Here is a 21,699-nt window from a genome sequence, read left to right as displayed (position 1 = left end):
TGTGGGCGAGAGCAACAAAGCCGACTGGTGGCGCCGCCAAACCGACGACATCCAGTCACGGCCCAGCTCCCCCTCCCCCACGCGCGTCGAAACCACAGCCACCTGACTCTGGTGCGCGGCAGAACACCGCGTCACCAGCACCCCCACCACTACGGCCTGGACGGGACTGTAAGACGTTCGGTGTAACTCCCGATCATGGAAGATGCATCGATGACCGGTGAGAACGTGTCCGAGTCCGGAGCCGTCGAGCCTGTGAAGGCTGTGTCGGTGAAGGCCGTGGACGACCAGTTGATCGACGAGTTGGTGCACCAGGCCCAGGCTCAGGGTCTGCAGCTGACCGGTGAGGGCGGCCTGCTGCAGCAGCTGACCAAGCGGCTGCCGGAGTCCGCCCTGGAGGGCGAGATCACCGACCACCTCGGCTACGGCAAACACGATCCGGTCGGCAAGAACGGCGGCAACTCCCGTAACGGCAAACGTTCCAAGCCCGTGCTTACCGACGTCGGGCCGGTGGAGATGACCGTGCCCCGCGACCGCGACGGATCCTTCGAACCGAGGATCGTCAAGAAACGGCAGAAGCGCCTGACGAGATGGTCATCTCGCTGGCCGCCAAGGGACTGACCACCGGCGAGGTCCAGGCCCACCTCGCGGAGGTCTACGGCGCCGATGTCTCCCGCCAGACCATCTCCACCATCACCGACAAGGTCCTGGAAGGCATGGCGGAATGGCAGAGCCGCCCGCGCAAACCCGCGCGTCTACCCGGTCGTCTTCATCGACTGCGTGAACGTGAAGGTCAGGGAGGGGCAGGTCGCCAACCGGCCCGTCTACATGGCGGTGGCGGTTACCGCCGAAGGACACCGAAACATCCTGGGTCTGTGGATCGGCGACGGCGGGGAGGGCGCGAAGTACTGGCTCCAGGTCCTGACCGAGATCAAGAACCGCGGCGCGGCCGACGTCCTGATGCTGGTCTGCGACGGCCTGACCGGTCTCCCGGACGCCGTGAACACCCTGCTCTCCGGGCAGGCCGAACGGTGCTGGGAACTGGCGCAGCACGCCACCGCCACATCCGTTCAACACGCACGGTCAACGCGTACACACCCCTGCTCATGGGCAATCTGGCAGCGTTCCACCATGCTCACGGCCAGTAGCTGAGGCGGGGGTGGATGGCCAACACCGCGTTCACCGACCCCGACCACCTCGAGCGCACACTCCGCCGAGGCCTCGCCCACATCCAGCGCCATCCCGGACTCATCGACGGCTGCCTCACGGAGACCGGCCTGACCCTCACTCCAGACCACCCGAAAGCAACCCGAAAAGGTCAGTAGTAAGCCTGTTGACGGGAGAGGAGGGGAACCGTCCACTGCCCACCAGCGCGCGGTACACGGCGTCGTGGGTGGTTGTCAGTGCCGAGTGGGACCATCTTCCCCGAGGGCATCGCGGGCGGGAGCAGTCGTGGCGGTTGAGTGGGAGCGGATCGGACAACCGGGATTCGACCGGATCGTCGAGGCCGTGGTGCACCGCGTTTACGACGCGGCCGCACGGGTGGAGTCGGTCAACGGACCTGGCGGGGACGGCGGGATCGACATCAAGGTCACCTTGGGTTCCCGGGTATGAGTGTTCCAGCTGTTCGACTTTGGCCGGCAAATGCACCGGCGATGGACTCGTCCCGCCGCCCTCAACCTCCTCGATCTCACCCGCACCCCGCCCCGGCTGCGCCGCACCCACTGACCGTCGTCGAGAACTCTTCCATCCTCGAGGCGGCGATAGAAGTACTACCCGGACGGTTTCCCGACCACGTCGCACAAGGAGCGGCGGGGGTCGATCAGGGAGTCGTTCGTGCGGGCCATGAGGAGTGCACCGCAGGAGTGGGTGCTGGTGGTGCCGTGTGCGCTGACGCCGGCGGAGCGGGCATCAGCCGCTGAGCCCCGTCGTTCCGCCGGGCGCGACCAGTCCCGACTCGTACCCTGCGATCACCAGTTGGGCGCGGTCGCGGGCTCCTAGCTTGCCCATGATCCGGCTGACGTGGGTCTTGGCGGTGAGCGGGCTGAGGTCCAGTGCCCCGGCGACTTCCGTGTTGTTCAGGCCTCGCGCGACGAGGGTGAGCACCTGCCGCTCCCGTGCGGACAGTGCGGCGAGGCGTTCCGGGGCCGGGGCGCCCGGCGGCGGGCCCTCCGGGAGGCGCAGCACCCGGGCGATGAGCCGCGCGGTCGGCCCCGGTGATAGGAGCGCCTCGCCTGCGGCGATCGTGCGTACGGCGTCGAGGAGCTCGGCGGGGCGGGTGTCCTTGACGAGGAAGCCGCTGGCGCCGGCCTGGAGCGCGGGCACGACGTGGTCGTCGCTGTCGTATGTGGTGAGCATCAACACCCGGACCCCGGCCATGTCGTCGTCGGCGGCGATGAGCCGGGTGGCCTCGATGCCGTTCAGGTCAGGCATGCGGATGTCCATGATCACTACGTCGGGGCTGCTGGCGCGGGCCACCTCCACGGCTTCCCGCCCAGTGGCCGCCTGCCCGACGACCTGCATGTCGGGGGCGGACTCGACCAGCATCGCGAAGGCCTCACGGACCAAGGTCTGGTCGTCGGCGAGCAGGACGCGAATCATGCCGGATCCCCCGCGAGCGCGCCGTCGCCGGCGAGCGGGAGGACGGCCGCGACGGCGAAGCCGCCTTCCGGGCAGGGTCCGACGGTCAGAGTGCCGCCGACGCTGCGGGCCCGCTCCCGCATGCCGATGAGGCCGTAGCCGGCCGGGGCCGGCTCCTCCGCTCGCGGCCGGGCGGGGGTCATGGCCCGCCAGGGCCGCCACTTGCCGTCCTGCTGCGGGACCTGCGTCTGTGTCCCGGTACAGGGGCCGTCGTCGGTCACGGCGATGCGCAGAGCCGCCGCTTCGGCGTCGAGGGCGAGGCCGACCCGGACCAGGGTGCCGCCGCCCGCGTGCCGCACCGCGTTGGTCAGGGCCTCCTGCACAATCCGGTACGCCGCCGCGCCGATGGCCTTGGGCACCCCGTCCGCACCGGGCGCGACCGCCAGTTCCACCCGCACCCCGGCGGCCTCCGCCGACCGGGCCAGGTCGCCGACCCCGTCCAGGCCCGGCAGCGGACCGCGCTCGTCGTCGCCGCGCAGCACCTGCAGGGTGGCCCGCAGTTCCGCCCGGGCGTCGCGGCAGGTGCCCGCGATGTTGTCCAAGGCCCCGGCGACGGCCGTCCGGTCCAGTCGGTCCGGGTCGGCGAGCAGCACGTGGGCGGCGACCGAGGTCTGCACGCCGATCACGGTGATGCTGTGGGCCAGCAGGTCGTGCAGGTCGCGGGCGATCCGCAGCCGCTCCTCGGCGACGCGCCGGGCCGCCTCCTCCTCGCGGGTGCGTTCGGCGCGTTGGGCGCGCTCGACGATGGCGGCCACGTACTTGCGGTGGATGCGGACCGCCTCGCCGGTCAGTGCCACCGCCACCACCCAGCCGCCGCTACGCAGCATGTCGGTCGCCGCGTGCCTATCAGGTGTCGCCGACATCACCCCGGCCATGATCGCGACGACTGCTGCCACGGTGAGGTAGGTCCGCGGCGGTGGCCCGGCGACCGCCAGCGCGTAGACCGCCGCCATGCTGGCCGGAACCACGGCCAGGTGGAGGTTGTCCATGGCGTGGTAGGGGGCGACGGCCGCGACCATCACGAGCATCACAGTCATCGGCCACCGCCGCCGGGCCGCCAGTACGAGCGCGGTGACCACCAGCAGCGCCCATCCCGCCGCGTCCGGGCGGTGCCCCTGCCCGGATGGCAGGAGAGCGCCCATGGCGCTCTGAAGCACGAGCACGCCCAGGGCGAGGGCGGCGTCCTTGTGCGCGTGGACGGCGGGCGGAAGGGGTGACGGTCTCGACACGGCTCCATCTTCCGTTACGGGGTCGGCACCGGGACAGACAGGGGTTCACGGGCCTGTGCGCGGCCGGCTCAGCCGCCCGGGCCACCAAACCCGCTCGCGCAGCGCAACACTCGCGGCAGTGACCAGGTAGGTGCGCACGAGGAAGGTGTCCAGGAGGACGCCCACGGCGATGACGAAGCCCATTTCGACCAGCGACACCAACGGCATGTTGACCAGTACCGAGAAAGTGGCGGCCAGTACCAGCCCCGCCGAGGCGATCACCCCGCCCGTGGTGCGCAGTGCGGTGACGGCCGCAGCAGCCGGCGCTGCTCCCGCCAGCGACTCCTCGCGCATCCGGTGCATGAGGAAGATGCCGTAGTCGACGCCGAGCGCCACGAGGAAGACGAACGACAGCAACGGCAGCCCCGGGTCCGTGCCCTCGAAGCCGAACAGCGGTCCGAAGACCAGCCCGCCGATGCCCAGCGCGGCACCCCACACCGCGATCACGGCCACCACGAGCAGCAGCGGCGCGAGGAGGCTGCGCAGCAGCAGGACGAGGATCAGCAGCACGGCCGCCAGGACGAGCGGGACGACGACCCACCGGTCGCGCGAACTGGTGTCGGCCAGGTCGGCCTGCTGGGCACCCGGCCCTCCGACGTGGGCACCGTAGAGGCCATCAAGTTCCGCGCGCAGGGCGTGGATGGTCGCGGTCTCGCCAGGCGACTCGGGCGGCGCCTCGGCGGTCACCGACACCTCCGTCCAGCCGCCGCCGCTGCGCCCGCGTTCGGCGGACGCGACGCCTGCGGTGCCGCGGGCCGCGGCCAGTACCTCGGTGGCCCGGCCGGTGGGCGCCATGACGGTGATCGGCTGGGCGGAGCGAGCGGGGTCGGCTTCGGCGAGGGTGCGCATGGCGGCGACCGACTCCGGCACGCTCGTGAAGGCGTCGTCGTTCTTCAGGCTGCCGGGCAGCGCCAGGGTCCCGAGCGCCAGCGCGCCGAGCAGCAGTGCGCCGCCTGCGAGCACGGCCAGCGGGCGGCGTGCGGCCGAGCCGCCCATCGCCGCGAACAGGCCGCGCGGACGCGGCACTTCGCTTCCGTAGACAGGCACCAGCGGCCAGAACACCCGGCGTCCCAGCAGCACCAACAGCGCGGGCAGCAAGGTGGTCATCGCCACCAGCGCGCACAGCACCCCGACCGCAGCGATCGGGCCCATGCCCCGGCTGCTGTTGAGGTCCGCGGCAAGCAGACACAGCAGGCCCGCGGCCACCGTCCCGGAGGAGGCCAGGACCGCGGGCCCGCAGCCGCGCAGCGCGGCGCGCATGGCGTCGTACGGGCGCGGCACGCGCCGGAGTTCCTCGCGGTAGCGGGAGACAAGCAGCAGGGCGTAGTCAGTGCCCGCGCCGAAGACGAGGATGGTCATCACGCCCTGGCTCTGGCCGGTGACGGTGATCCCGAAAGCTTGGTGGAGTCCGTGGACGCCGGCCATCGCGGCGGCGTCAGCGACGCCCGCGACGAGCAAGGGCAGCAGCCACAGCAGAGGGCTGCGGTAAATGAGGATCAGCAGGACGGCGACGACGGCCACCGTGGTCCACAGCAACGGCCCGTCGAGCGAGGAGTAGACCTCCTTCATGTCGGTGCCGAGCGCGCCGGGGCCGCCCACCTGGACGGTCAGCCCGCCACCACCCTCGGCACGGTCACGGACGTCGGCGACGAAGGCTCCCTTGGCCCCGTCGTCCTGGCCGGGCTCCGTGCTCGCCACGGAGTACAGCAGCGTGTCCCCGTGCAACAGGACGGCGCGCGGCGCGCCGCCGGTGAGCCGGTACGCCCCCGCGACACCGGCGAGCTGAGCGGCGGCCTTGTCCCGGTCCGCGGCGGTCAGCCCTCCGTCGCGGTGGTAGACAACCACGAGTTCGGTGGCCTCACCGCCAGGCAGCGCGTCCTGGAGCCGGGCCACCCGCGTGGAGTCGGCGCTCGCCGGAAGGTAGTCCACAGCCCGGTTCTGCTGGTCATCCCCGAGCTTGCCCGCCAGGGGGCCCGCCAGCGCCAGTACGGCGATCCACAGCGCAAGCACCGCCCAGGGGATCGCGCGGACACCTCGGCCCCTCCCCCGCCCTCGCGTCGGCGGCGGCACAGCGGTAGATGTGGTCTCAGTGCTCGGGGCCCCCATCATGGGCCTCCCTCCGGGCCGGCGGTCTGATCACTTCCAGGCTTCCGGCACTGGGGCACCTTTTCGTCCGACCCGGGACCGAGCCCGACGTTACTGCTCGGGGTGCGGAACAGGCCCTGTTACTCCCCTGGGAGTACACACCGGAACACCCGGCGGTCCGGGTCCTCTTGCTCACCACCACCCGGCCCCAGAACCCACCCTGCACACCCGCCTGGGCACCATTCACGGTCTCGTGCACCTGGGCCGCGAATCATGGTGAGCCACCGCTGATCCACAGCTCTTGACATTTACTCCCGCTGGGTCGGGCGCACAGGTCTACGCCTGCACGAAGCAGGACAACGTCGACGCCACCCTCCAGGGCCACATCCGCCACAGCTTCGCCCACCACGGCCCCGCCAGCCCCCCGCAGTGGATCGCACCCGACCACTCCTCCGTCACCGGAACCGTCCTCAACAAATTCGACAACGGCCCCGGCAACATCCCCCAACTCCTCCTCCGCGCCCACCAGACCGGCAAGAATCAGGGACTCCTCGCCAAGACCACCACCGTCCTGCGCCTCAACACCCACGGCGGCGTCGCCCCCACCGGCACCTGCAACCCCACCACCCGCATCCCCTACACCGCCGGCTACCTCTTCCTCGCCACCAAGTAACAACAACCGCCGGCCCGGCCCACCACGGCGAGGCGATGCCGGTCCCCCGCGGACCCGCATCGCCTCGCCTGGTCCGCGCCGGCTGCCGGTGGCGAGGATCCTGGTCTTGGGCTTGGTGGGGTTCTTGCCCAGGCGGACCGGACGGCCGTAGCGGCGGCCCCAGTCCTCATCGACCAGCCCGTCCAGCAGGTGGGGAGAGATGCCGGCGACTTCTTCGAGTGCCGCGCGGACCGCGTCGGTGACCAGTTCCAGGCGGGTCAGATCCCGCACCGCGGCCAGGACGTGGGTGGAGTCGGTGCGCTGCGTGGTGCGCTCGCGCACCAGGCCAGCCTCCTTGAGGCGGGCCAGCGCGAGGTCGAGGAGGCGGTCAGCACGGTCGCCTTCAGCGAGACGGTCACGGAAGTCGGCCAGCACACTGTGATGGAAGCCGGGATCGTCCAGCGCCAGGGCCATGGCGTACTTGAAGTCGATGCGGCAGCGGACCGCCTCGGCGGCCTGCCGGTCCGACAGGCCGAGTACGAATTGCAGCACACAGACGGTGGCCAACTGGGCGGGCGAGAGGCCGGGGCGCCCGTCACGCGGGTACCAGTCGGCGAAGTCCTCGTCGCACCACAGGCCGTCCAGCCGGTCTCTCACCCACATCGCCGTCGTACCGTCCGGGTTGCTCGCCCGCGCGATCCGCGCGGTCAGAGGCGGGACTTGCTCACCGGAACGAGGACGGAGCGACAACGAGCACCTCGACGATCACAGGATCCTTCGGAACAGCCCCGAGCATGCCCGTTGATCACGCTGCCGCACCGGAAATCTCCAAGATCACCGACAGAGTCAAGCTAGGGCGTGTTGCGAAAGTGCTGGTCACAGCCACTCGTTGATAGCCGCGACCAGCACGGTCGCCTCGTAGCGGACGGCGAGTACGTCGCGTCGAGGTAGACGTAGGGGAATCGGGTGTGGTCCAGGGGCCGGGTGCGGAACACGCTCAGCTCCACGTCGAGGTCGCCGCAGATCCTGGAGACTTCGCTCTTGGAGATCCCGGTGTCCCCGCCCAGGGCCCTGACCAGGTCGTCCACGGTCCGGGTGGACACGCCCTGCACGTATGCCTCCATGACGACCGCGTAGAGGGCCTGGTCGATGCGGCGCCGGCGTTCCAGCAGGCTGGGGAAGAAGCTGCCGGTGCGGACCTTGGGGATCGCCAGGTCCAGGCCCCCGGCCTGCGTGGTCAGCAGTTTCGTCCGGTGCCCGTTGCGCATCGTCGTGCGGGTCTCGGTGTGCTCGCCGGGTTCCGCGCCGATGTGGGCGGTGGCCTCGGCTTCGATGAGTTCCTGCAGGATCCGCTGGGCCAGGACTCTGATCAACTCGATTCCGTCCGCCGTACGCAGTGACTCCATCAGGCGGAGTAAGTCATGCTGGGACAAGGCCATCGCGTCACCTCTCACTTCAACGAGCTCCGCTACTCGGAGAGTTGCGCGATGGCTGCCCCATGACCAGGGGCTATGCGGAGATCGCTGCTACACCACTCGGCGGGACACCATCCCGACTGAGCCGCGAACGGTCAACGCGCCTGGTTGGCAGCGGGAATCCGACCGCCGAGACGAGACAGATCTGCCGACGGATCTCTGGCGCAGGACACTAGCCTTTGCCACAGGACCGAACCAATGCTTAATTTAGTAATTAATCTTGACGCGGTTCGACGCCCCCTGCAAGATCCTCGCAACCACCCGCAGGCAAGCGGACATTGACTGGTCCCCGGTACACCCGCCGCATCAACCATCGCGCAGCGGCACCTCAGATACCCGACCGGGGCGGTTCGGCACGCCTGATCGGACAACGAAGGATCCGACGTGAAACGACATCTCACCGTCTTCCTGGCCCTCCTGACCACGCTACTGGTCGCGCAGGCCCCCGCCCACGCCACTCCCCCACACGGCGACACCGCCACCACGACGTCGGCATCCGCACAAGTCCTGAGCCCGACGCCGTACATGGGCTGGAACACCTACTACGCACTCGGCGGCGACCCGACCGCGGCGGAGATCGAGTCGACCGCCGATTTCCTGGTCAGCAGCGGCCTGCGCGACGCTGGATACAAGTACGTCTGGATCGACGGCAACTGGGCCGCGCCCACCCCACGCAGCGCGGCCGGCGACCTGGTGCCCAATCCCGCCCAGTTCCCCGACGGGCTGAAGCCGCTCGTCGACTACATCCACTCCAAAGGCCTCAAGGCTGGCATCTACACCGACGCCGGCCCCTACATCCCCGGCAAATGCGGACTGGGCAGCCACGGCTACTACCAGCGCGACGCCGACCAGTTCGCCGCCTGGGAGTTCGACGCCGTCAAGGTGGACTACCTCTGCGGCATCGCCGCAGACCTCGACCCGAAGACCGTCTACACCCAGTTCGCCAAGGCACTGCGCGACAACGCCAGCGGGCGCCCCATGATCTTCAACCTCTGCAACCCCGTCACCTCCCCGGACTGGGGCAACCACCCCGAGACGCAGCAGTCGACGTACTCCTGGTCCTACGCACCGGCCATCGCCCAGTCCTGGCGCACGTACACGGACGTCGGATTCGTCGGTGAGATCAAGTTCAAGGACGTGCTGCGCAACTACGACGCGAACGCGCTCCATCCCGAGGCGGCCGGCCCGGGGCACTTCAACGACCCGGACTACCTGGGCCCCGAACTCGGCATGAGCGACGAGGAGTTCCGCACCCAGATGACGCTCTGGTCGGTAGCGGCCGCACCGCTGGTGATCGGCAGCGACATCCGCAAGCTCAGAAAGGCCTCGCTCGGTATCCTCGCGGACCGCGACGTCCTCGCGATCAACCAGGACAGCGCCGCAATCCAGGCCGTCCGCGTCGGCCCGGCGGGCACGACGGAGACCTGGGTCAAGCGGCTCGCGAACGGCGACCGGGCCGTGGTGCTGCTCAACCGCGGCGACAGCCCGGCGACCCTCGCCACAAAGGCGTCCTCGGTGGGACTGACCGGCAGCCGGTTCACCCTGAAGAACGCCTGGACCGACCGGGTCACCGAGAGCGCCGGCACGATCAGTGCGGCCGTCCCGGCCCATGGCGCAGTCCTCTTCCGCGTCGCCCGGGCAGCGGGCAAGCCCGTTCTCCCGCACGTCGTCGCCGGCCTGCCTCAGGTCACGAAGGTCGGCGGCGACACGGTGCCGGCCGGTATCGCCCCAGTGGCCGCCGGCGGCGACCAGGCGCAGGTCCAGGTCGGCGTCCGCAACGACAGCCCGCAGCCCGTCTTCGATCCCCGCGTCAAGCTGGCGGTTCCCACTGGGTGGACGGCCCGCTCGACCGGCACCGCGCCGAAACTGCTGATGCCGGGCCGCTCCACGACCTTCACCTTCACGGTCACCCTGCCGGACACCGCCGCACCGGGCAGCGCCGGCCTGACCGCCACCACCTCCTACGAGACGACCGGCAAACTGCGTCTACGGCAGGAGACGGCCACGACACTCGTGGTGGCACCCGCTCCGCCGCGCGGCGACGCCTCTCTGTCCCACCACGACTGGATCAGCGCCACCAGCGGATGGATGAGCCCCACCGTCGACCGCAGCGTCGGCGGCTGGACGCCGCTCAGCCTGCTCGGCCAGGAACACCCGACCGGCATTGGCGTCGCCTCCCCCTCCACCATCCGCTACTACCTCGGCGACCGCTGCACTCGGCTGACGACCACCGTCGGCATCGACGACGCGGTACGCAACGTCGGCCCGGAAGGCGGCACGTCGACATTCCAGGTGCTCGGTGACGGCAAGGTGCTGTTCGACAGCGGTGTCCTCGACCGCGACACCACCCGCCAGGCCGACATCGACCTGACCGGGGTCCGCGTCCTCGACCTGGTGGTCGGCGACGCCGGGGACGGCGGCTACAACGACCGCGCCGACTGGGTCGGCCTGAACGCCACCTGCTGAACTGATCGGAGAGGCCCCCGTGGGAGAGATCACGCGGGGCGGAGCCCACCGTATGGGGCAACCAGGAAACCAACAGCGCCGCGGCGGTCGGTGTCGCGCGACTGTCCGGCGACGCTCTGGTGGAGGGCGTATTGAACGCGGCCCTGGAGCTCCACGGCGACCGCCAAGGTCCGGCCGCTGGCTGAACACCGCGTGGGCGGCGGCACGTGAAGGTGCCACCGCCCACGGGTGTTCGGTCCGCCCGTCAGGGAATGCGGACCGTCACGGACTTGCCCGGCTTGAGGCTGATCTGCTTGCGGAACCGGCCGGCCCGCAGTTCGGTCGTGGTGCCTCCGACACTGCGGACGGTCACCGAGGTCGCCTTGCCGTCGCGCCAGGAGAAGTCCACGGTGAAGCCGCCGCGGGCGCCCACCCCGGCCACCGAGCCCTTCTCCGCCCAGGCGCCGGGGAGCGCGGGCAGCAGCTCGATCACTCCGGGCCTGGAGTACAACAGCATCTCCAGCGCGGCCGTGGCGCCGCCGAGGTTGGCGTCGATCTGGAAGATGGTGTAGCTGCCCTGGCTGTACATGTCGAACCAGTTGGCCGAGGTGCCGTTGCTGTTGGCAACGGAGGGCCGCAGCACGTTCAGGTAGAGCTGGTAGGCGTTGTCCGCGTCCTTCAGGCGCGACCAGCACAGCGACCGCCAGGCGCAGCCCCAGCCGAAGGTGTCCGTGCCGCGGGCCGTCAGCAGAGCGCGCACGCCCTCGACCAGTTCCGCCGGGCTGCGGTCGGCGGATATCCGGTCACCGGGGAAGAACCCAATGAGCGGGGACAGGTGCCGGTGGGTCGTCTCGCCCAGGTTGTCCGGGGTCATCCACTCCTCCAGCCAGCCGGTCTTGGAACTCACCTGGGGGAGATAGAGCTTCTTCTGCATGGCCGTGAGCGCGGCGGCCAGGTCGGCGTCCCGGCCCAGTTCGCGGGCGGCGGTGGTGAACTCGTGGAACAGCTCCCAGGCGAGTTCCTGCGCGTAGGTGATGCCCTTGCTGTCCGGTCCGTGCTCGGGGGACCATGCGGTGTCGTCGATCAGCACCTCGCGGGAGGTGCCGTCTGCGTCGGTAATGTTCTTGGTGATCAGGCGGGCCTGCCAGAACTCGGCGGCGCCCTTGAGGACCGGGTAGATCAGCTCCAGGTAGGCGCGGTCCTGGCTGTACTCGTAGTGCCGCCACAGGGAGTTGCACAGCCAGGCGTTGCCCGACGGGTGCCAGGCCCAGCCGCTGCCGCCGTGGATGTTGGTGGAGAACGCCACCGCCCAACCGGCGATCTTGCCGCTGCTGTTGCGGAACCGGTTCTTCTCGTTGTTGAACAGACGCTTGGTGACATCGGTCCACACCGGCAACTGAGAGACGCAGTACCGGGCCAGGGCGTACGAGTTCTCCCCGAGGCCGGCCGGGTCGGCCAGCCAGTAGTTCATCTGGATGTTGATATCGGTATGGTAATCCGCGTACCAGTCCGGGGTGTTGTTGTGCACCCATATGCCCTGGAGATTCATCGGGAGCCAGTCGCGGGACCCGGTGATGGTCAGGTAGCGGCCGTACTGGACGTAGGCAGCCTCCAGCTCCGGGTCGGGCGTGGTGCGGTCGGTGTAGCGGACCGCGATGCGCGACCAGGAGTCGAGGGAGCGCTGGAGGGTGGTGGAGCGGCCCAGGTCGATGGAGAAGCGGTTGTAGAGCTTCTGGTAGTCGGCGACGTGGGTGTCGAGCAGTTGGTTCCCGGAGACACGGGCGGCGGCGGCCACCTTGCTCTGGGAGAGGGCCAGCGGGTCGCTCTTAGGGTTGCGGAAGTTGCGGTCTGCGTCGGGCGAGTAGTCGGTGCCCGCGCACAGCACGATCAGCAGTTCCTGGCAGTCGGTGAAGGAGAGGCTGTCGCCGTCCACCTTGATCCGGCCGGTGGAGCTGGCGGCGGTCACGGCCGCCGCGTAGCGCAGGCCGTTGCCGAGCTTGCCTGTGAAGGTGAGCCGGCCGCTGCCGCCGGAGGTGGTCTCGTCGTGCGTGCCGGCCAGGGAGATCTTGCCGGTGTGCGGGCCGCCGGTGAACCGGACCACGACCACGTCGTCCGGGTGGCTGGCGTACACCTCACGGCGGTAGCGGACCCCGCGCAGTTTGTACGACGCGGACACCACGCCGTTGCTCAGGTCGAGTTGGCGGCGGTAGTCGGTCAACTGGGGGCCAGTGTGCCCGGGCAGGGTGATGCGCAGCTTGGCAAGCAGGCCGAAGCTGCCGAAGTCGTCGCGTCCGTAGGGAAGTTGCCCGTCATCGGTGACCGTGTCGTTGCGTCCGCCGGTCCAGAAGGAGCCCTCGGTGATGTAGACGAAGTCGCTGGCGGGATCGCACCCGACCAGGGCACCGAGGCGGCCGTTGCCGACCGGAAGGGCCTCCTGGATGATGTGCGCCTCATCGGCGGGCGTCCGGTACCAGATGGTGGTGGCTCTGTCTTCCGGGACGAGATCCACATCGGCCGGCCGGTCGGGCGCGGCGTGCGCCGTGAAGGCGGGCAGGCCGCCGACGAGGGCGAGGCCGCCGCCGGCGGCACCACTGAGGCGGAGAAAATCGCGACGGGAGGAAGCGGGCACGGAGAGTTCCCTTCCAGGGAGGCATGAGCGCGCGAGCCCGAAACGTAGGTGGCATGTTTCGACCATGTCAACAGAACGGACGCTTTTCATCCGACCTTTACTTTGCGTTAGAGAAATTCTGCGGCGATACGCCCCTTTTCATGGCCTTTATTTTTCATCCTCGCTACCCTCTCCCCTGTTTAGGTCCGATGTATCGACTTGAGGAGAGGACGTCATGGGCATGCAAGACGTTCGACGAGCGTCCGCCAGCAGGCGACCAGGGACTCGGCTCCCGCACCGGACGGCGTGACCGCGGAGTCGGGCTGCGCCAGCCGGAAGAGAACCGGACCCTCCAGCGCCCCGGTGAGCTGGGCCGCGAGGCTGTCCGGGTCGCCGAAGCCGATCCCGGCCTGCCGGAGCAGCAGCCGCAGGTGGTCCTGGGTGGCGGACTCGGGGGTGGTGCAGAGCAGGCGCCGGTCGAGGCAGGCGCGAACGACCGCGTGCCGTTCCAGCAGGAAGGCGACCCGTTCGCCTCCGTAAACGGCAAGGCGGGTCAGCGGGTCGCCGCCCGCCCCGAACGGTGGTGGTCCCTGCCGGAACCGCGCGTCGAACTCCCGCTCGTCGTCCTCCAGTAGCGCCTGGAACAGCCCCGACCTGCTGCCGAACCGGCGGAACACCGTGCCCTTGCCCACTCCGGCCCGTTCGGCGAGGTGCTCCATCGTCACCTTGTGCGCTCCGTCCTCGGTCACCACCGCACGGGCGGTGCGCAGCAGGAGATCACGGTTGCGTACCGCGTCGGCCCGCGGCCTGCCGCCCGAACCTGACTTCCCCGTGGGTGAGTTCATGATGATTGCGTTCCTCTCCTGCCCTGCGGACGGAGAGTGGCAACGCCCCGGGACACCAGGGTCCGGGGCGTTGCCACTGTGTGCGGCTGGAAAGGAGCGTCCGGCGGGAGACCGCCCTGATCAGCCGGCCGGGATGACGAAGGGGATATCGTGCAGGACGCGGTGGTGCGCGATGCGCCAGACGCCGTCCTCTCGGACCAGGTCCGTCTCGTAATAGCCGCTCTCCTCCGGTGTGATGGTGCCCTGCGCGCCGAACGTCCCGGCCGGCCGGCCCCCGGCCGGCTTACGCACGCCCTGGACCCGGAACATCATGAACTGGGCGCTGAGGGTGGCCCGGTCACCCTCGACCTTCACAATGTGGTCGGAGGTGACGTGATGGCTCCAGTGGTCCGGCTCGTGCGGAGGCATCAAGTTGTCGTAGATGTTGACCAGGGTGTCCCGGCCGCGGGTGGGCGGCGCGAGTTCGGTACGGCCGCCTCTGCCGTCGTGCTGGAAGATCTCGACCAGCACGTCCTTGGTGAAGAGTTCCCCCAGAGTGGAGCCGTTGCGGGTGTCATTGGCGCGGACGTAGCGGGCCAGGACATGACTCGATTCCAGCATCGCGCGATGGCCGGAACAATGATCATCCACGCATCGACCCATACCCCACAGGCATGAATTCGGACCTGCCGCCCTCCCCGTCCCGCCCCGGCGCGGTGCGTCAGTCGATGGGAATGTCGTTCAGCATGGGTGTCGGGTCGTACGGCAGCAGGACCACGTCGAGGGTGAGGTCCACGGCGTCGCCGAGAACTGGGATCGGGAGGTAGGCGAGCAGTTTCTGGCCGAGGCCCAGTTCCCGCAGGGAGAGTCGGCCGGAGGCGGTGAAGGCTAGGGTGCGTTTCAGAAGTGGATCTTGATGTGTCAAGATCCACTTCGTGGGGAGGCATGATTTGACGAATGCGCAGTGGGCGAAGCTGGAGCCGCTGCTCCCGGTCGGGAAGAAGCCCGGGCGTCCGCCGGTGCACACGAAGCGGCAGTTGATAGACGGCATACGCTGGCGCACCCGCGCTGGTACTCCCTGGCGGGACGTGCCCGAGCGGTATGGCCCGTGGCAGACCATCTACGGTCTGTTCCGGCGTTGGCAGCGGGACGGTACCTGGCACCGTATCTTCGAGCAGCTGCAGGCCCGGGCCGATGCCGAGGGGCTGATTACCTGGGACGTCTCGGTGGACTCGACCATCGCCCGCGCCCACCAGCATGCGGCGGGTGCCCGCAAAAGGGGGATCTGCAGGTCGAGCCGCCAGGTGGTGTCTTCACCGAGCCCGACGACCACGGGCTCGGACGCTCCCGGGGCGGGCTGACGACCAAGCTCCACCTGGCGGTCGAACAGGCGCAGAAGCCGCTGTCACTGGTGATTACCGCCGGGCAGCGCGGCGACTCCCCGCAGTTCCAGGTGGTCCTGGGCCGTATCCGGGTGCACAGGCTCGGACCGGGCCGCCCGCGCACCCGGCCGGACAAGGTTCGAGCCGACAAGGCGTACGGCTCCCGCGCGAACCGTGCCTACCTGCGCAAGCGCGGTATCCGCTGCACGATCCCGGAGAAACGCGACCAGGTCGCCAACCGCAAGAAACGCGGTTCGCACGGCGGCCGGCCGCCGAAGTTCGACAACACCGACTACAAGGAACGCCACGCGGTTGAGTGCGGCATCAATCGCCTCAAGCGCCACCGCGCGGTCGCCACGCGATACGAGAAGCTCGCCGTCCGCTACGAGACGACCGTGCTGGTCGCGGCTATCAACGAGTGGCTGTGACCAGCACTTTCGAAACGCACCCTAGCTAGCGGGAGTGACGGAGCCCCAGCTGCACGGTCTGCGCGCCCGGTGGGTCGTCTGAGGTGACCGCAGGTGTGTGCAGCGCCGTTCCCGCCGGCCCGGGGAACCGGCGATCGCCCCACGCGGCTCGACGGCAACTGTCACACTTGCATCGGGCACGTAGACGGTTCCGACCGGGGGAGGCGGAGCATGGAGCACCATCGCTCGTGGGCGGCACTCGCCAGGGAAATACTCGGGATGCTGCCGACGCTCGTCGGCGCAGACGCTTCCCGGATCGCGGCGGACATCCACCGCGCGATCGCCGCCTCGTCCCGCCCCGGCGGAGCCGAGGAACTGCGCCGGGCCCTGTACGCCGACGTCCGGGTCCGCACCTGGATTCAGTCGCGTCCCGACCCGTATCAGGAACGGAGCACGGCTCCGGGCAGCAGCGGGTACAAGGGGCTGGCGGGTGCGGGGTTCGCTGCCTCCGCCGTGCCGGCTCCTCGGTACGTGTGCAAGACCCTCGGGTGTGCGAGCACCGACACCTGGATACGCGGGTTCATGGGCGACCCGGTGCCGCGCTGTTCCGTGTGCACCCGCGTGCTGAGCCGTGAGACACAGTGAGGCGAGGTGCCGACCTTCTGGAGCGCGGCCGCCGGCAAGCTCGTCGAGCGCTGGCTGGCCACGGGGCTGGCCGCGGCGGTGTACTGGCTGATCATAATGCTGGCCTGGGTCGGTGGACAGCCCCACCCCGGGCAGGCCCTGGCGGACCGGCTCGACGCCGTGGGCACGATGCACCCCGGCGAACAGATCACGCTACTGCTGGTGGCACTGATCGCACTCGCCGGATCCGGTGCGCTCATGCGGCAGCTGACGCTTCCCGCCCTGCGCCTCATGGAGGGGTACTGGCCCCGGTTCCTGTCCGGGGTGAGCGGGTGGCTGCGACAGCGACACAACAGACGCCGTGCCGCCGATGCCGCCGCGTGGAGGCCGCTCCAGACGCGTCTTGAGGGAGGTCCGTCGACCGCCGGCCGACCTCCGCTCAGCGCACAGGAACGCGCCGACCACGCCAGGCTGGAGGCCCGGCTGCGGTGGAGCCCGCGCGAGCCGGCGCTGGCCATGCCGACGCGCGTAGGGAACATTCTGCGCTCCGCAGAAGCCGAGCCGCAGCACAAGTACGGCCTGGACGCGGTGCTGCTGTGGCCGCATCTGTGGACCCTGCTCCCCGAGACCCTCCAACGTGATCTTGCGGTCGCCCGGAACCGGCTGGACGCCACGGTCGCGGCCGGCCTGTGGGCGGTGCTCGTACTGCCCGCGGTGTACTGGACACCGTGGGCTCTGTCCGCCCTGCTCTTCGTCGTCGGCGCCTGGGGATGGTGGCTCCCGCGTGCCTGCCAGGACTACGCGGTCCTGCTCCAGGTCGCGTTCGACCTGCACCGTCAGCAGCTGTACCGCGCACTGCGTCATCCGCTCCCCGCGACCGCGGCGGACGAACCGCTCGCCGGCCTACGGCTGACGGCCCACGTGTACCGCGGCTCCGACGACCCCACGCTGGTGTTCGACCCAGGCAGCTGATCCGGACCCGGCCCCTACGGCCCGAAGTGCACGAAGGGCGCCCACGCGTACGGCTGGGGATGGACTCGGCGTGTCTCCCGGACCGCGAGGTGCAGACCGAGCGCCGGGTCGAAGGCACTGCCGTGCAGGGCCGCCAGCCGGTGGAACTCCGTCGCCACGGCCGCGGAGACGCCGTCGCGTACGGTCCACCGGGTGCCGACGACGTGCGGGAAACCCACCGCCTGCAGCAGCCCGGCCAGATGCGTGTGCTCGTCCGCCAGTGCGAGGTGGCCCACCGCGGTCTGGCAGGCCGACAGGAAGGCGAGTTGCGCCTTGTCCAGGGACAGCTCTCCCAGGTCGGACAGCCCGAGGCGGCCTCCCAAACCGTAGTCGTGGGGCACCAGACTCGCGCTGTCGGCGATTTCGATGTTCTGGGTGCCGTGTCCGGCGAAGTGGAACCATGCGTGCCGTGGGATCTCCTGGAGGATCCGCTCTTTCGTGGCCTCGGCCCCGAACAGGACAGTGCAGCCGGGGCGATGCCCCTTGATCCCGGCGACCTCGCGCGGTACCTGGGGCAGGACGGCGGTGCCAGGGGTTTCCGGTGCCACCACCAGAAGGTCCCCGGCCCCGCCTCGTACGGCATCGGCCCGCCGGGCGGCCGTGGCCAGAGCGCGCAGGCTGGGAGCGTACGAGGAGACCACCCGGTCGATGGCGCCCGCGCCCGTCGACCCGTCGTACATCGAGCGGTGCTCGCCCGCCGCGTGCAGCGGCAGGAAGGACATCAGCCCGGTCGGGCACCACCAGATCCTCGGCCAGCGCGCGCCCGCGACCGGCGGCCCGGTCAGACCGAGGGCGTCGAGTACCGGACGTACGGTGGTGTTCCACAGCCAGCGCAGAACGCTCGGAACCGCGACATGCTGAGCCTTGTACAGGTCCTCGGGAGGGCACGCCGGATCCTGGGCGCGCTGGACGCCCCAGAGGAAGGTGCCGGTCTGGCGGACGAGAGTGGCGTGGTCGAGTCCCGGCAGCGGAACGACCGTGACTGCCCCGTCGCGCACGAGCAGCGCGTCGCACCGGAGTCTGCCGGTGTTCACGACGACCACGGTACGGCCGTCCGCGGCCGCGGGCCACGAGTCGGGCGACGGGCCGCGGCGCGGGGCGGGAAGCAGGAGGCCGCGGCCCGTCTCCAGCAGTTCGAGCGCGCGTACGGGATCGCCGGCGCCCAGGGCACTGGCGGTGGCGTCCGCGGCAAGACCGAAGAAGGCACCGATGTGGCGTTCTTGCGCGTCCCGGCCGCTCCGCGGCGCCGCGGCGGCGGCCAGCAGCTCGATCCCTCGTGCGTATGCGCGCTCGGCGGCGGCCCAGTCACCGGTAGTGGCGTGCAGGCGCCCCAACTGCGCGGCGGCGGAGACCCGGCTGCTGGGCGTGTGGCCGTCGGCGGCCTCGACGACCGAGCGCAGCAGGGCGACGGCTTCCGCGTGCGGGCCGGGCCTGCCGTCGGCGGCGGCCCGCAGGGCGAGGCAACGTGCCAACGCGCAGGCGACGGTCGCAGAGGTATGCCGACCGGGGGACTCCCGGCTGTGCGCCGCCCGTAGCAGGTCCTCCGCCTCGGTGAGGCGGTCGTCCGTGTCCGGCTCGTTCTTGCCAGGCTGCTCGTGCTCCTGCAGCAGGGTCAACGCCAGGTTGAACATGGCGAGTTCGCTGGTCCGACTGTTCGCCGGGGCCGCGGCGAGGATCTCCCGGAAGATGCGGCGCGCCCTGCGCAGTGCCTGTGGGCGGTCGCCACCATCGTGGCCGCGGACGACCAGGGCGAGGTTGTTGAGCGCGAGTTGCTGGTCCGGTCCAGGCGGCAGGGCTTCTACTGCCGCGTCCAGCACGGCCATGGTCTCAGCGTACGCCCGGTTCCGACGTTCGGTTCCGATGACGAGGGCGGCCTGGAGCATCAGCCCGTTGCCGAGATGGAGCAGGGTGATACCGCGCATTCTGCTGCCCGGCGGTGACACTTCCTCCGCCTGCCGGAGTTGTTCGACGGCCTCGGTCAGGTCGGTGGGGTCGCCGGTCAGCTCATAGCGTGCGATCAGGATGCGTCCCAGGCTGTTCAGCAGATCGGGGACGACCGTGCCGGTCGCGGCCGCGCCGTCGATGGCCTGGCGGGCGTGTTCGAGGGCCTGTTGCAGGACGGACTCGGCGCCGGTGGCGAGGTGGCGCTCGTAGAGGGTGTCCGCGAGGTCGCTCTGGTGGGCGGTACGACCGGAGTGGCCCGCCGGCAACGTCCCGACGGCCGCGGCGAGGGCGTCCTGTGCAGCGTCGAGGCCGGCCGTGGTCCCGGTGTGCCGGGCACGCAGCATGAGCAGTCTGCCGTAGGTCGCGAGGACCGCCTCGCGACCGTCCTGCTCGGGGATCCCGGTGACCGCGATGCGCGCGCTGTCGATCGCTTCGTCGAGCACGTCGAGGTCGTGCCCGTACACGTAGTGGTCGGCGAGGACGTTCGCCGCGGTCGAGTGGACATAAGGCGCCGCGGCACTCTGCGGCAGCAGCGCACGGATCGCCTCCCGGCATGTGGCCGCCGCCTCCGCCAGGCGGTTGTCCACACCCGCCGAGGTACGGGTACGGAGGATGTCCGCGCGCTGGGTCAGTAACCGGGTGCGCTGCGGATCCCCGGCCACGACCCTGCGCAGCGCCTCCGCGTTCGCCTCCTCCGCTGCCTCCAGGTCCCGGAGGTCGCCCGTCGCGTCGTAACGGTCGAGGTGGGCGGTGCAGAGGTTGTGGGCATGCGTGTGGCCGAACAGGTCCTCGGCGGGACCGGCGGCCACGGCCTCCGTGAGGACCGCGACCGCCTTGTCCAGGCGCCACGGCTCCCCGGGATCGAAGGCGTACCTGCGCCGAAGTGCGGTGCCGAGCAGCCCGAGAGCGTCGTGTCGTCGCGTCCCGTTCCGGGGCCACTCGTCGAGCGCCCGGGTGAGCAGTTCGGCCACCTGGTCGAGCGGGGCGGGGCTGACGGACGCCGCACCGCTCTCCAGCAGTTGCTCAGCGTCGGCCACTGCCCGCGACACCCGGTGAATGGCGTCGTGGGCAGGGGCGTCCAGCATGGCGAGTACGTGCGCCACATGCGTGGGCACCTCCCGTGGCAGCACCCGAACGACCTTGCCGAACAGTCTGAGGGCCAACTTTGCGTCTTCACCCGCCAGTTCCTCGACGGCGAGGGCCCGGTACTCGTAGAGCCAGGCGACCGCGACGACGCCCTCGGGGGTGGGTTGCTCGGAAACGGCCCGTGCGGCCTCCGCTGTCGCCTCCTCGGTGAGGACGGCTGCCGTCTCCCCCGCACGAAAGCGCGCCAGCCGCTCGTGTACCCGGGCGAGCGCCGTGACCGGATCGAGCACCCCGTCGTGCCGGGACGGATCACACATGGCGTTCAGTCCTTCATCTCCCAGATCCCGAAGGGCAGTTCATCCCCAAACCGCCACAACCTGCTGTCCGGTCCGGTCAGCATCCGCTCCAGGTCGGGTATCCAGTCGCGCAGCGCCTGACGCGTCGACGGGCGCCACGCCCACAGGAAGTCGATCATGTCGTCGGTGACCAACTCCAGCTTCTGGTCGTCACCGCCACCCCCGCGGAAGCGGTTCATGAACCGCTCCTGCGCCGCCGCGTCACCCGTCTGCTGGAACCACACGACGGCGTTCATCGTCAGCATCTGGCTCACGTACTCGACCAGTGCGAGCAGGTTCTGCGGCGTCGGCTCCTTCCCCACCGCGAACAGCACCCCGTGATAGAAGTCGGGGAACAGCGGCGGGATGTCCCGGTGCGCGGTCCCGCGCGGCGTGACGGCGGGCTCGAAGTCCTCTTCGTCGATGTCCGGGTAGTAGCGTCCCGCGGTCTGCCCATGGTGCCCTGGTGGCGACGACATCATCTTGCGTACGACAGCCACCACGAGCCATACCAGTCCGATGACAACGAGCAGCACAAAGAAATCCATCGCCTGTCCCCCTGACGCGACGAATACGGTTCACTCACTATGAGGCACTACGTCCCCCTGACGTACACCACTTCGACGTAATTACCCCTGCTTCCGGGAATCCCACGAGGACAGTCACCCTCAACCGAGCAGCGTGCAGCCACCCCCGGGCCAGCTCCCTGATCGCCTCCTTGGGCATCGCCTTGGCGGCGTCGCCTTTTCCTCAGAGGGCGCTCCGTTCCGCTGTTTAGTACCTGGATGCCCTAATTTTTGAAGTTCTAGGTGTATTGCCCGGTGAGACACCTCAGGGTTCTAACTCGTCAAGCGGCGGAGGCGAGTTCGACGAGGAAGGCGGTTTGTTCGTCGAACAGCTTGCGGTGCTGGAGGCA

At 69.9% G+C, this 21,699-nt stretch carries 15 protein-coding genes and 3 pseudogenes; 7 read left to right on the top strand and 11 right to left on the bottom strand.

Annotated elements, in window-relative coordinates; translation table 11 throughout:
- The first annotated feature begins 210 nt into the window (after window positions 1-210).
- From ACZ4O3_RS42600 to ACZ4O3_RS42590, 3 genes and pseudogenes are all read left to right on the top strand, one after another.
- A pseudogene (locus ACZ4O3_RS42600) lies at window positions 211-1,149 on the top strand (IS256 family transposase).
- A pseudogene (locus ACZ4O3_RS42595) lies at window positions 1,146-1,322 on the top strand (IS630 family transposase); the annotation flags it as partial. The pseudogenes ACZ4O3_RS42600 and ACZ4O3_RS42595, both read left to right, overlap by 4 nt.
- Before the next feature lie 127 nt (window positions 1,323-1,449).
- A complete protein-coding gene (locus ACZ4O3_RS42590) occupies window positions 1,450-1,611 on the top strand; it encodes a hypothetical protein (protein WP_467727757.1) in 162 nt (53 codons plus the stop codon).
- Between the two features lie 297 nt (window positions 1,612-1,908).
- Here ACZ4O3_RS42590 and ACZ4O3_RS42585 read toward each other — a convergent pair whose 3' ends face one another.
- From ACZ4O3_RS42585 to ACZ4O3_RS42565, 5 genes and pseudogenes are all read right to left on the bottom strand, one after another.
- Window positions 1,909-2,598 (bottom strand): response regulator transcription factor, encoded by a 690-nt coding sequence (locus ACZ4O3_RS42585; protein ID WP_467727755.1) that lies wholly within the window; start codon window positions 2,596-2,598, stop codon window positions 1,909-1,911.
- A complete protein-coding gene (locus ACZ4O3_RS42580; RefSeq protein WP_467727753.1) occupies window positions 2,595-3,866 on the bottom strand; it encodes a sensor histidine kinase in 1,272 nt (423 codons plus the stop codon). The genes ACZ4O3_RS42585 and ACZ4O3_RS42580 overlap by 4 nt, the downstream gene beginning before the upstream one ends.
- A 45-nt stretch (window positions 3,867-3,911) precedes the next feature.
- Entirely contained in the window at window positions 3,912-6,011 is a 2,100-nt protein-coding gene (locus tag ACZ4O3_RS42575; RefSeq protein WP_467727799.1) for an MMPL family transporter, read from the bottom strand.
- A gap of 250 nt (window positions 6,012-6,261) precedes the next feature.
- Window positions 6,262-7,299 (bottom strand): transposase, encoded by a 1,038-nt coding sequence (locus ACZ4O3_RS42570; protein ID WP_467727751.1) that lies wholly within the window; start codon window positions 7,297-7,299, stop codon window positions 6,262-6,264.
- Window positions 7,300-7,574: 275 nt separating this feature from the next.
- A pseudogene (locus ACZ4O3_RS42565) lies at window positions 7,575-8,048 on the bottom strand (transposase); the annotation flags it as partial.
- A 453-nt stretch (window positions 8,049-8,501) separates the two neighbouring features.
- On the opposite strand from ACZ4O3_RS42565, the gene ACZ4O3_RS42560 reads away from it, so the two are divergent.
- Window positions 8,502-10,583, top strand: coding sequence for an NPCBM/NEW2 domain-containing protein (locus tag ACZ4O3_RS42560; protein WP_467727749.1), 2,082 nt, complete (start codon window positions 8,502-8,504; stop codon window positions 10,581-10,583).
- Window positions 10,584-10,827: 244 nt separating this feature from the next.
- Here ACZ4O3_RS42560 and ACZ4O3_RS42555 read toward each other — a convergent pair whose 3' ends face one another.
- The 4 genes from ACZ4O3_RS42555 to ACZ4O3_RS42540 form a co-directional block, all read right to left on the bottom strand.
- Complete coding sequence (locus ACZ4O3_RS42555; RefSeq protein WP_467727747.1) at window positions 10,828-13,191, bottom strand: glycosyl hydrolase family 95 catalytic domain-containing protein; 2,364 nt, start codon at window positions 13,189-13,191, stop codon at window positions 10,828-10,830.
- A gap of 212 nt (window positions 13,192-13,403) precedes the next feature.
- Window positions 13,404-14,015 carry a TetR/AcrR family transcriptional regulator gene (locus tag ACZ4O3_RS42550; protein WP_467727746.1) on the bottom strand — a complete coding sequence of 204 codons (612 nt, stop codon included), beginning with the start codon at window positions 14,013-14,015 and terminating at the stop codon, window positions 13,404-13,406.
- Between the two features lie 120 nt (window positions 14,016-14,135).
- On the bottom strand, window positions 14,136-14,615 hold the full coding sequence (locus ACZ4O3_RS42545) for a nuclear transport factor 2 family protein (RefSeq protein WP_467727745.1): 480 nt from the start codon (window positions 14,613-14,615) through the stop codon (window positions 14,136-14,138).
- 100 nt (window positions 14,616-14,715) lie between these two features.
- Window positions 14,716-14,919 carry a hypothetical protein gene (locus tag ACZ4O3_RS42540; protein WP_467727743.1) on the bottom strand — a complete coding sequence of 68 codons (204 nt, stop codon included), beginning with the start codon at window positions 14,917-14,919 and terminating at the stop codon, window positions 14,716-14,718.
- A 10-nt stretch (window positions 14,920-14,929) separates the two neighbouring features.
- Between ACZ4O3_RS42540 and ACZ4O3_RS42535 the strand changes: the two genes are divergently transcribed.
- From ACZ4O3_RS42535 to ACZ4O3_RS42525, 3 genes are all read left to right on the top strand, one after another.
- Window positions 14,930-15,804, top strand: a protein-coding gene (locus ACZ4O3_RS42535; RefSeq protein ID WP_467727742.1) for an IS5 family transposase whose coding sequence is annotated in 2 segments (ribosomal slippage) — window positions 14,930-15,319 and window positions 15,322-15,804 — 873 coding nt in all. Because the reading frame shifts where the segments join, the coding sequence is not laid out codon by codon here.
- A 210-nt stretch (window positions 15,805-16,014) separates the two neighbouring features.
- The gene (locus ACZ4O3_RS42530) at window positions 16,015-16,428 is read left to right on the top strand and encodes a hypothetical protein (RefSeq protein ID WP_467727740.1); all 414 of its coding nucleotides are present in this window, start codon (window positions 16,015-16,017) and stop codon (window positions 16,426-16,428) included.
- A gap of 6 nt (window positions 16,429-16,434) precedes the next feature.
- Entirely contained in the window at window positions 16,435-17,379 is a 945-nt protein-coding gene (locus ACZ4O3_RS42525) for a hypothetical protein (protein ID WP_467727738.1), read from the top strand.
- Between the two features lie 14 nt (window positions 17,380-17,393).
- Here the strand turns inward: ACZ4O3_RS42525 and ACZ4O3_RS42520 are convergent, their stop codons facing one another.
- Window positions 17,394-20,765 (bottom strand): CHAT domain-containing protein, encoded by a 3,372-nt coding sequence (locus ACZ4O3_RS42520; RefSeq protein WP_467727737.1) that lies wholly within the window; start codon window positions 20,763-20,765, stop codon window positions 17,394-17,396.
- 5 nt (window positions 20,766-20,770) lie between these two features.
- Entirely contained in the window at window positions 20,771-21,331 is a 561-nt protein-coding gene (locus ACZ4O3_RS42515; protein ID WP_467727736.1) for a hypothetical protein, read from the bottom strand.
- Between the last annotated feature and the right edge of the window lie 368 nt (window positions 21,332-21,699).

The organism is Streptomyces sp. NPDC026515, from assembly GCF_055567595.1.
The sequence above is the reverse complement of the archived record's forward strand: the minus strand, read 5'-3'. Positions and strand labels throughout refer to the sequence as shown.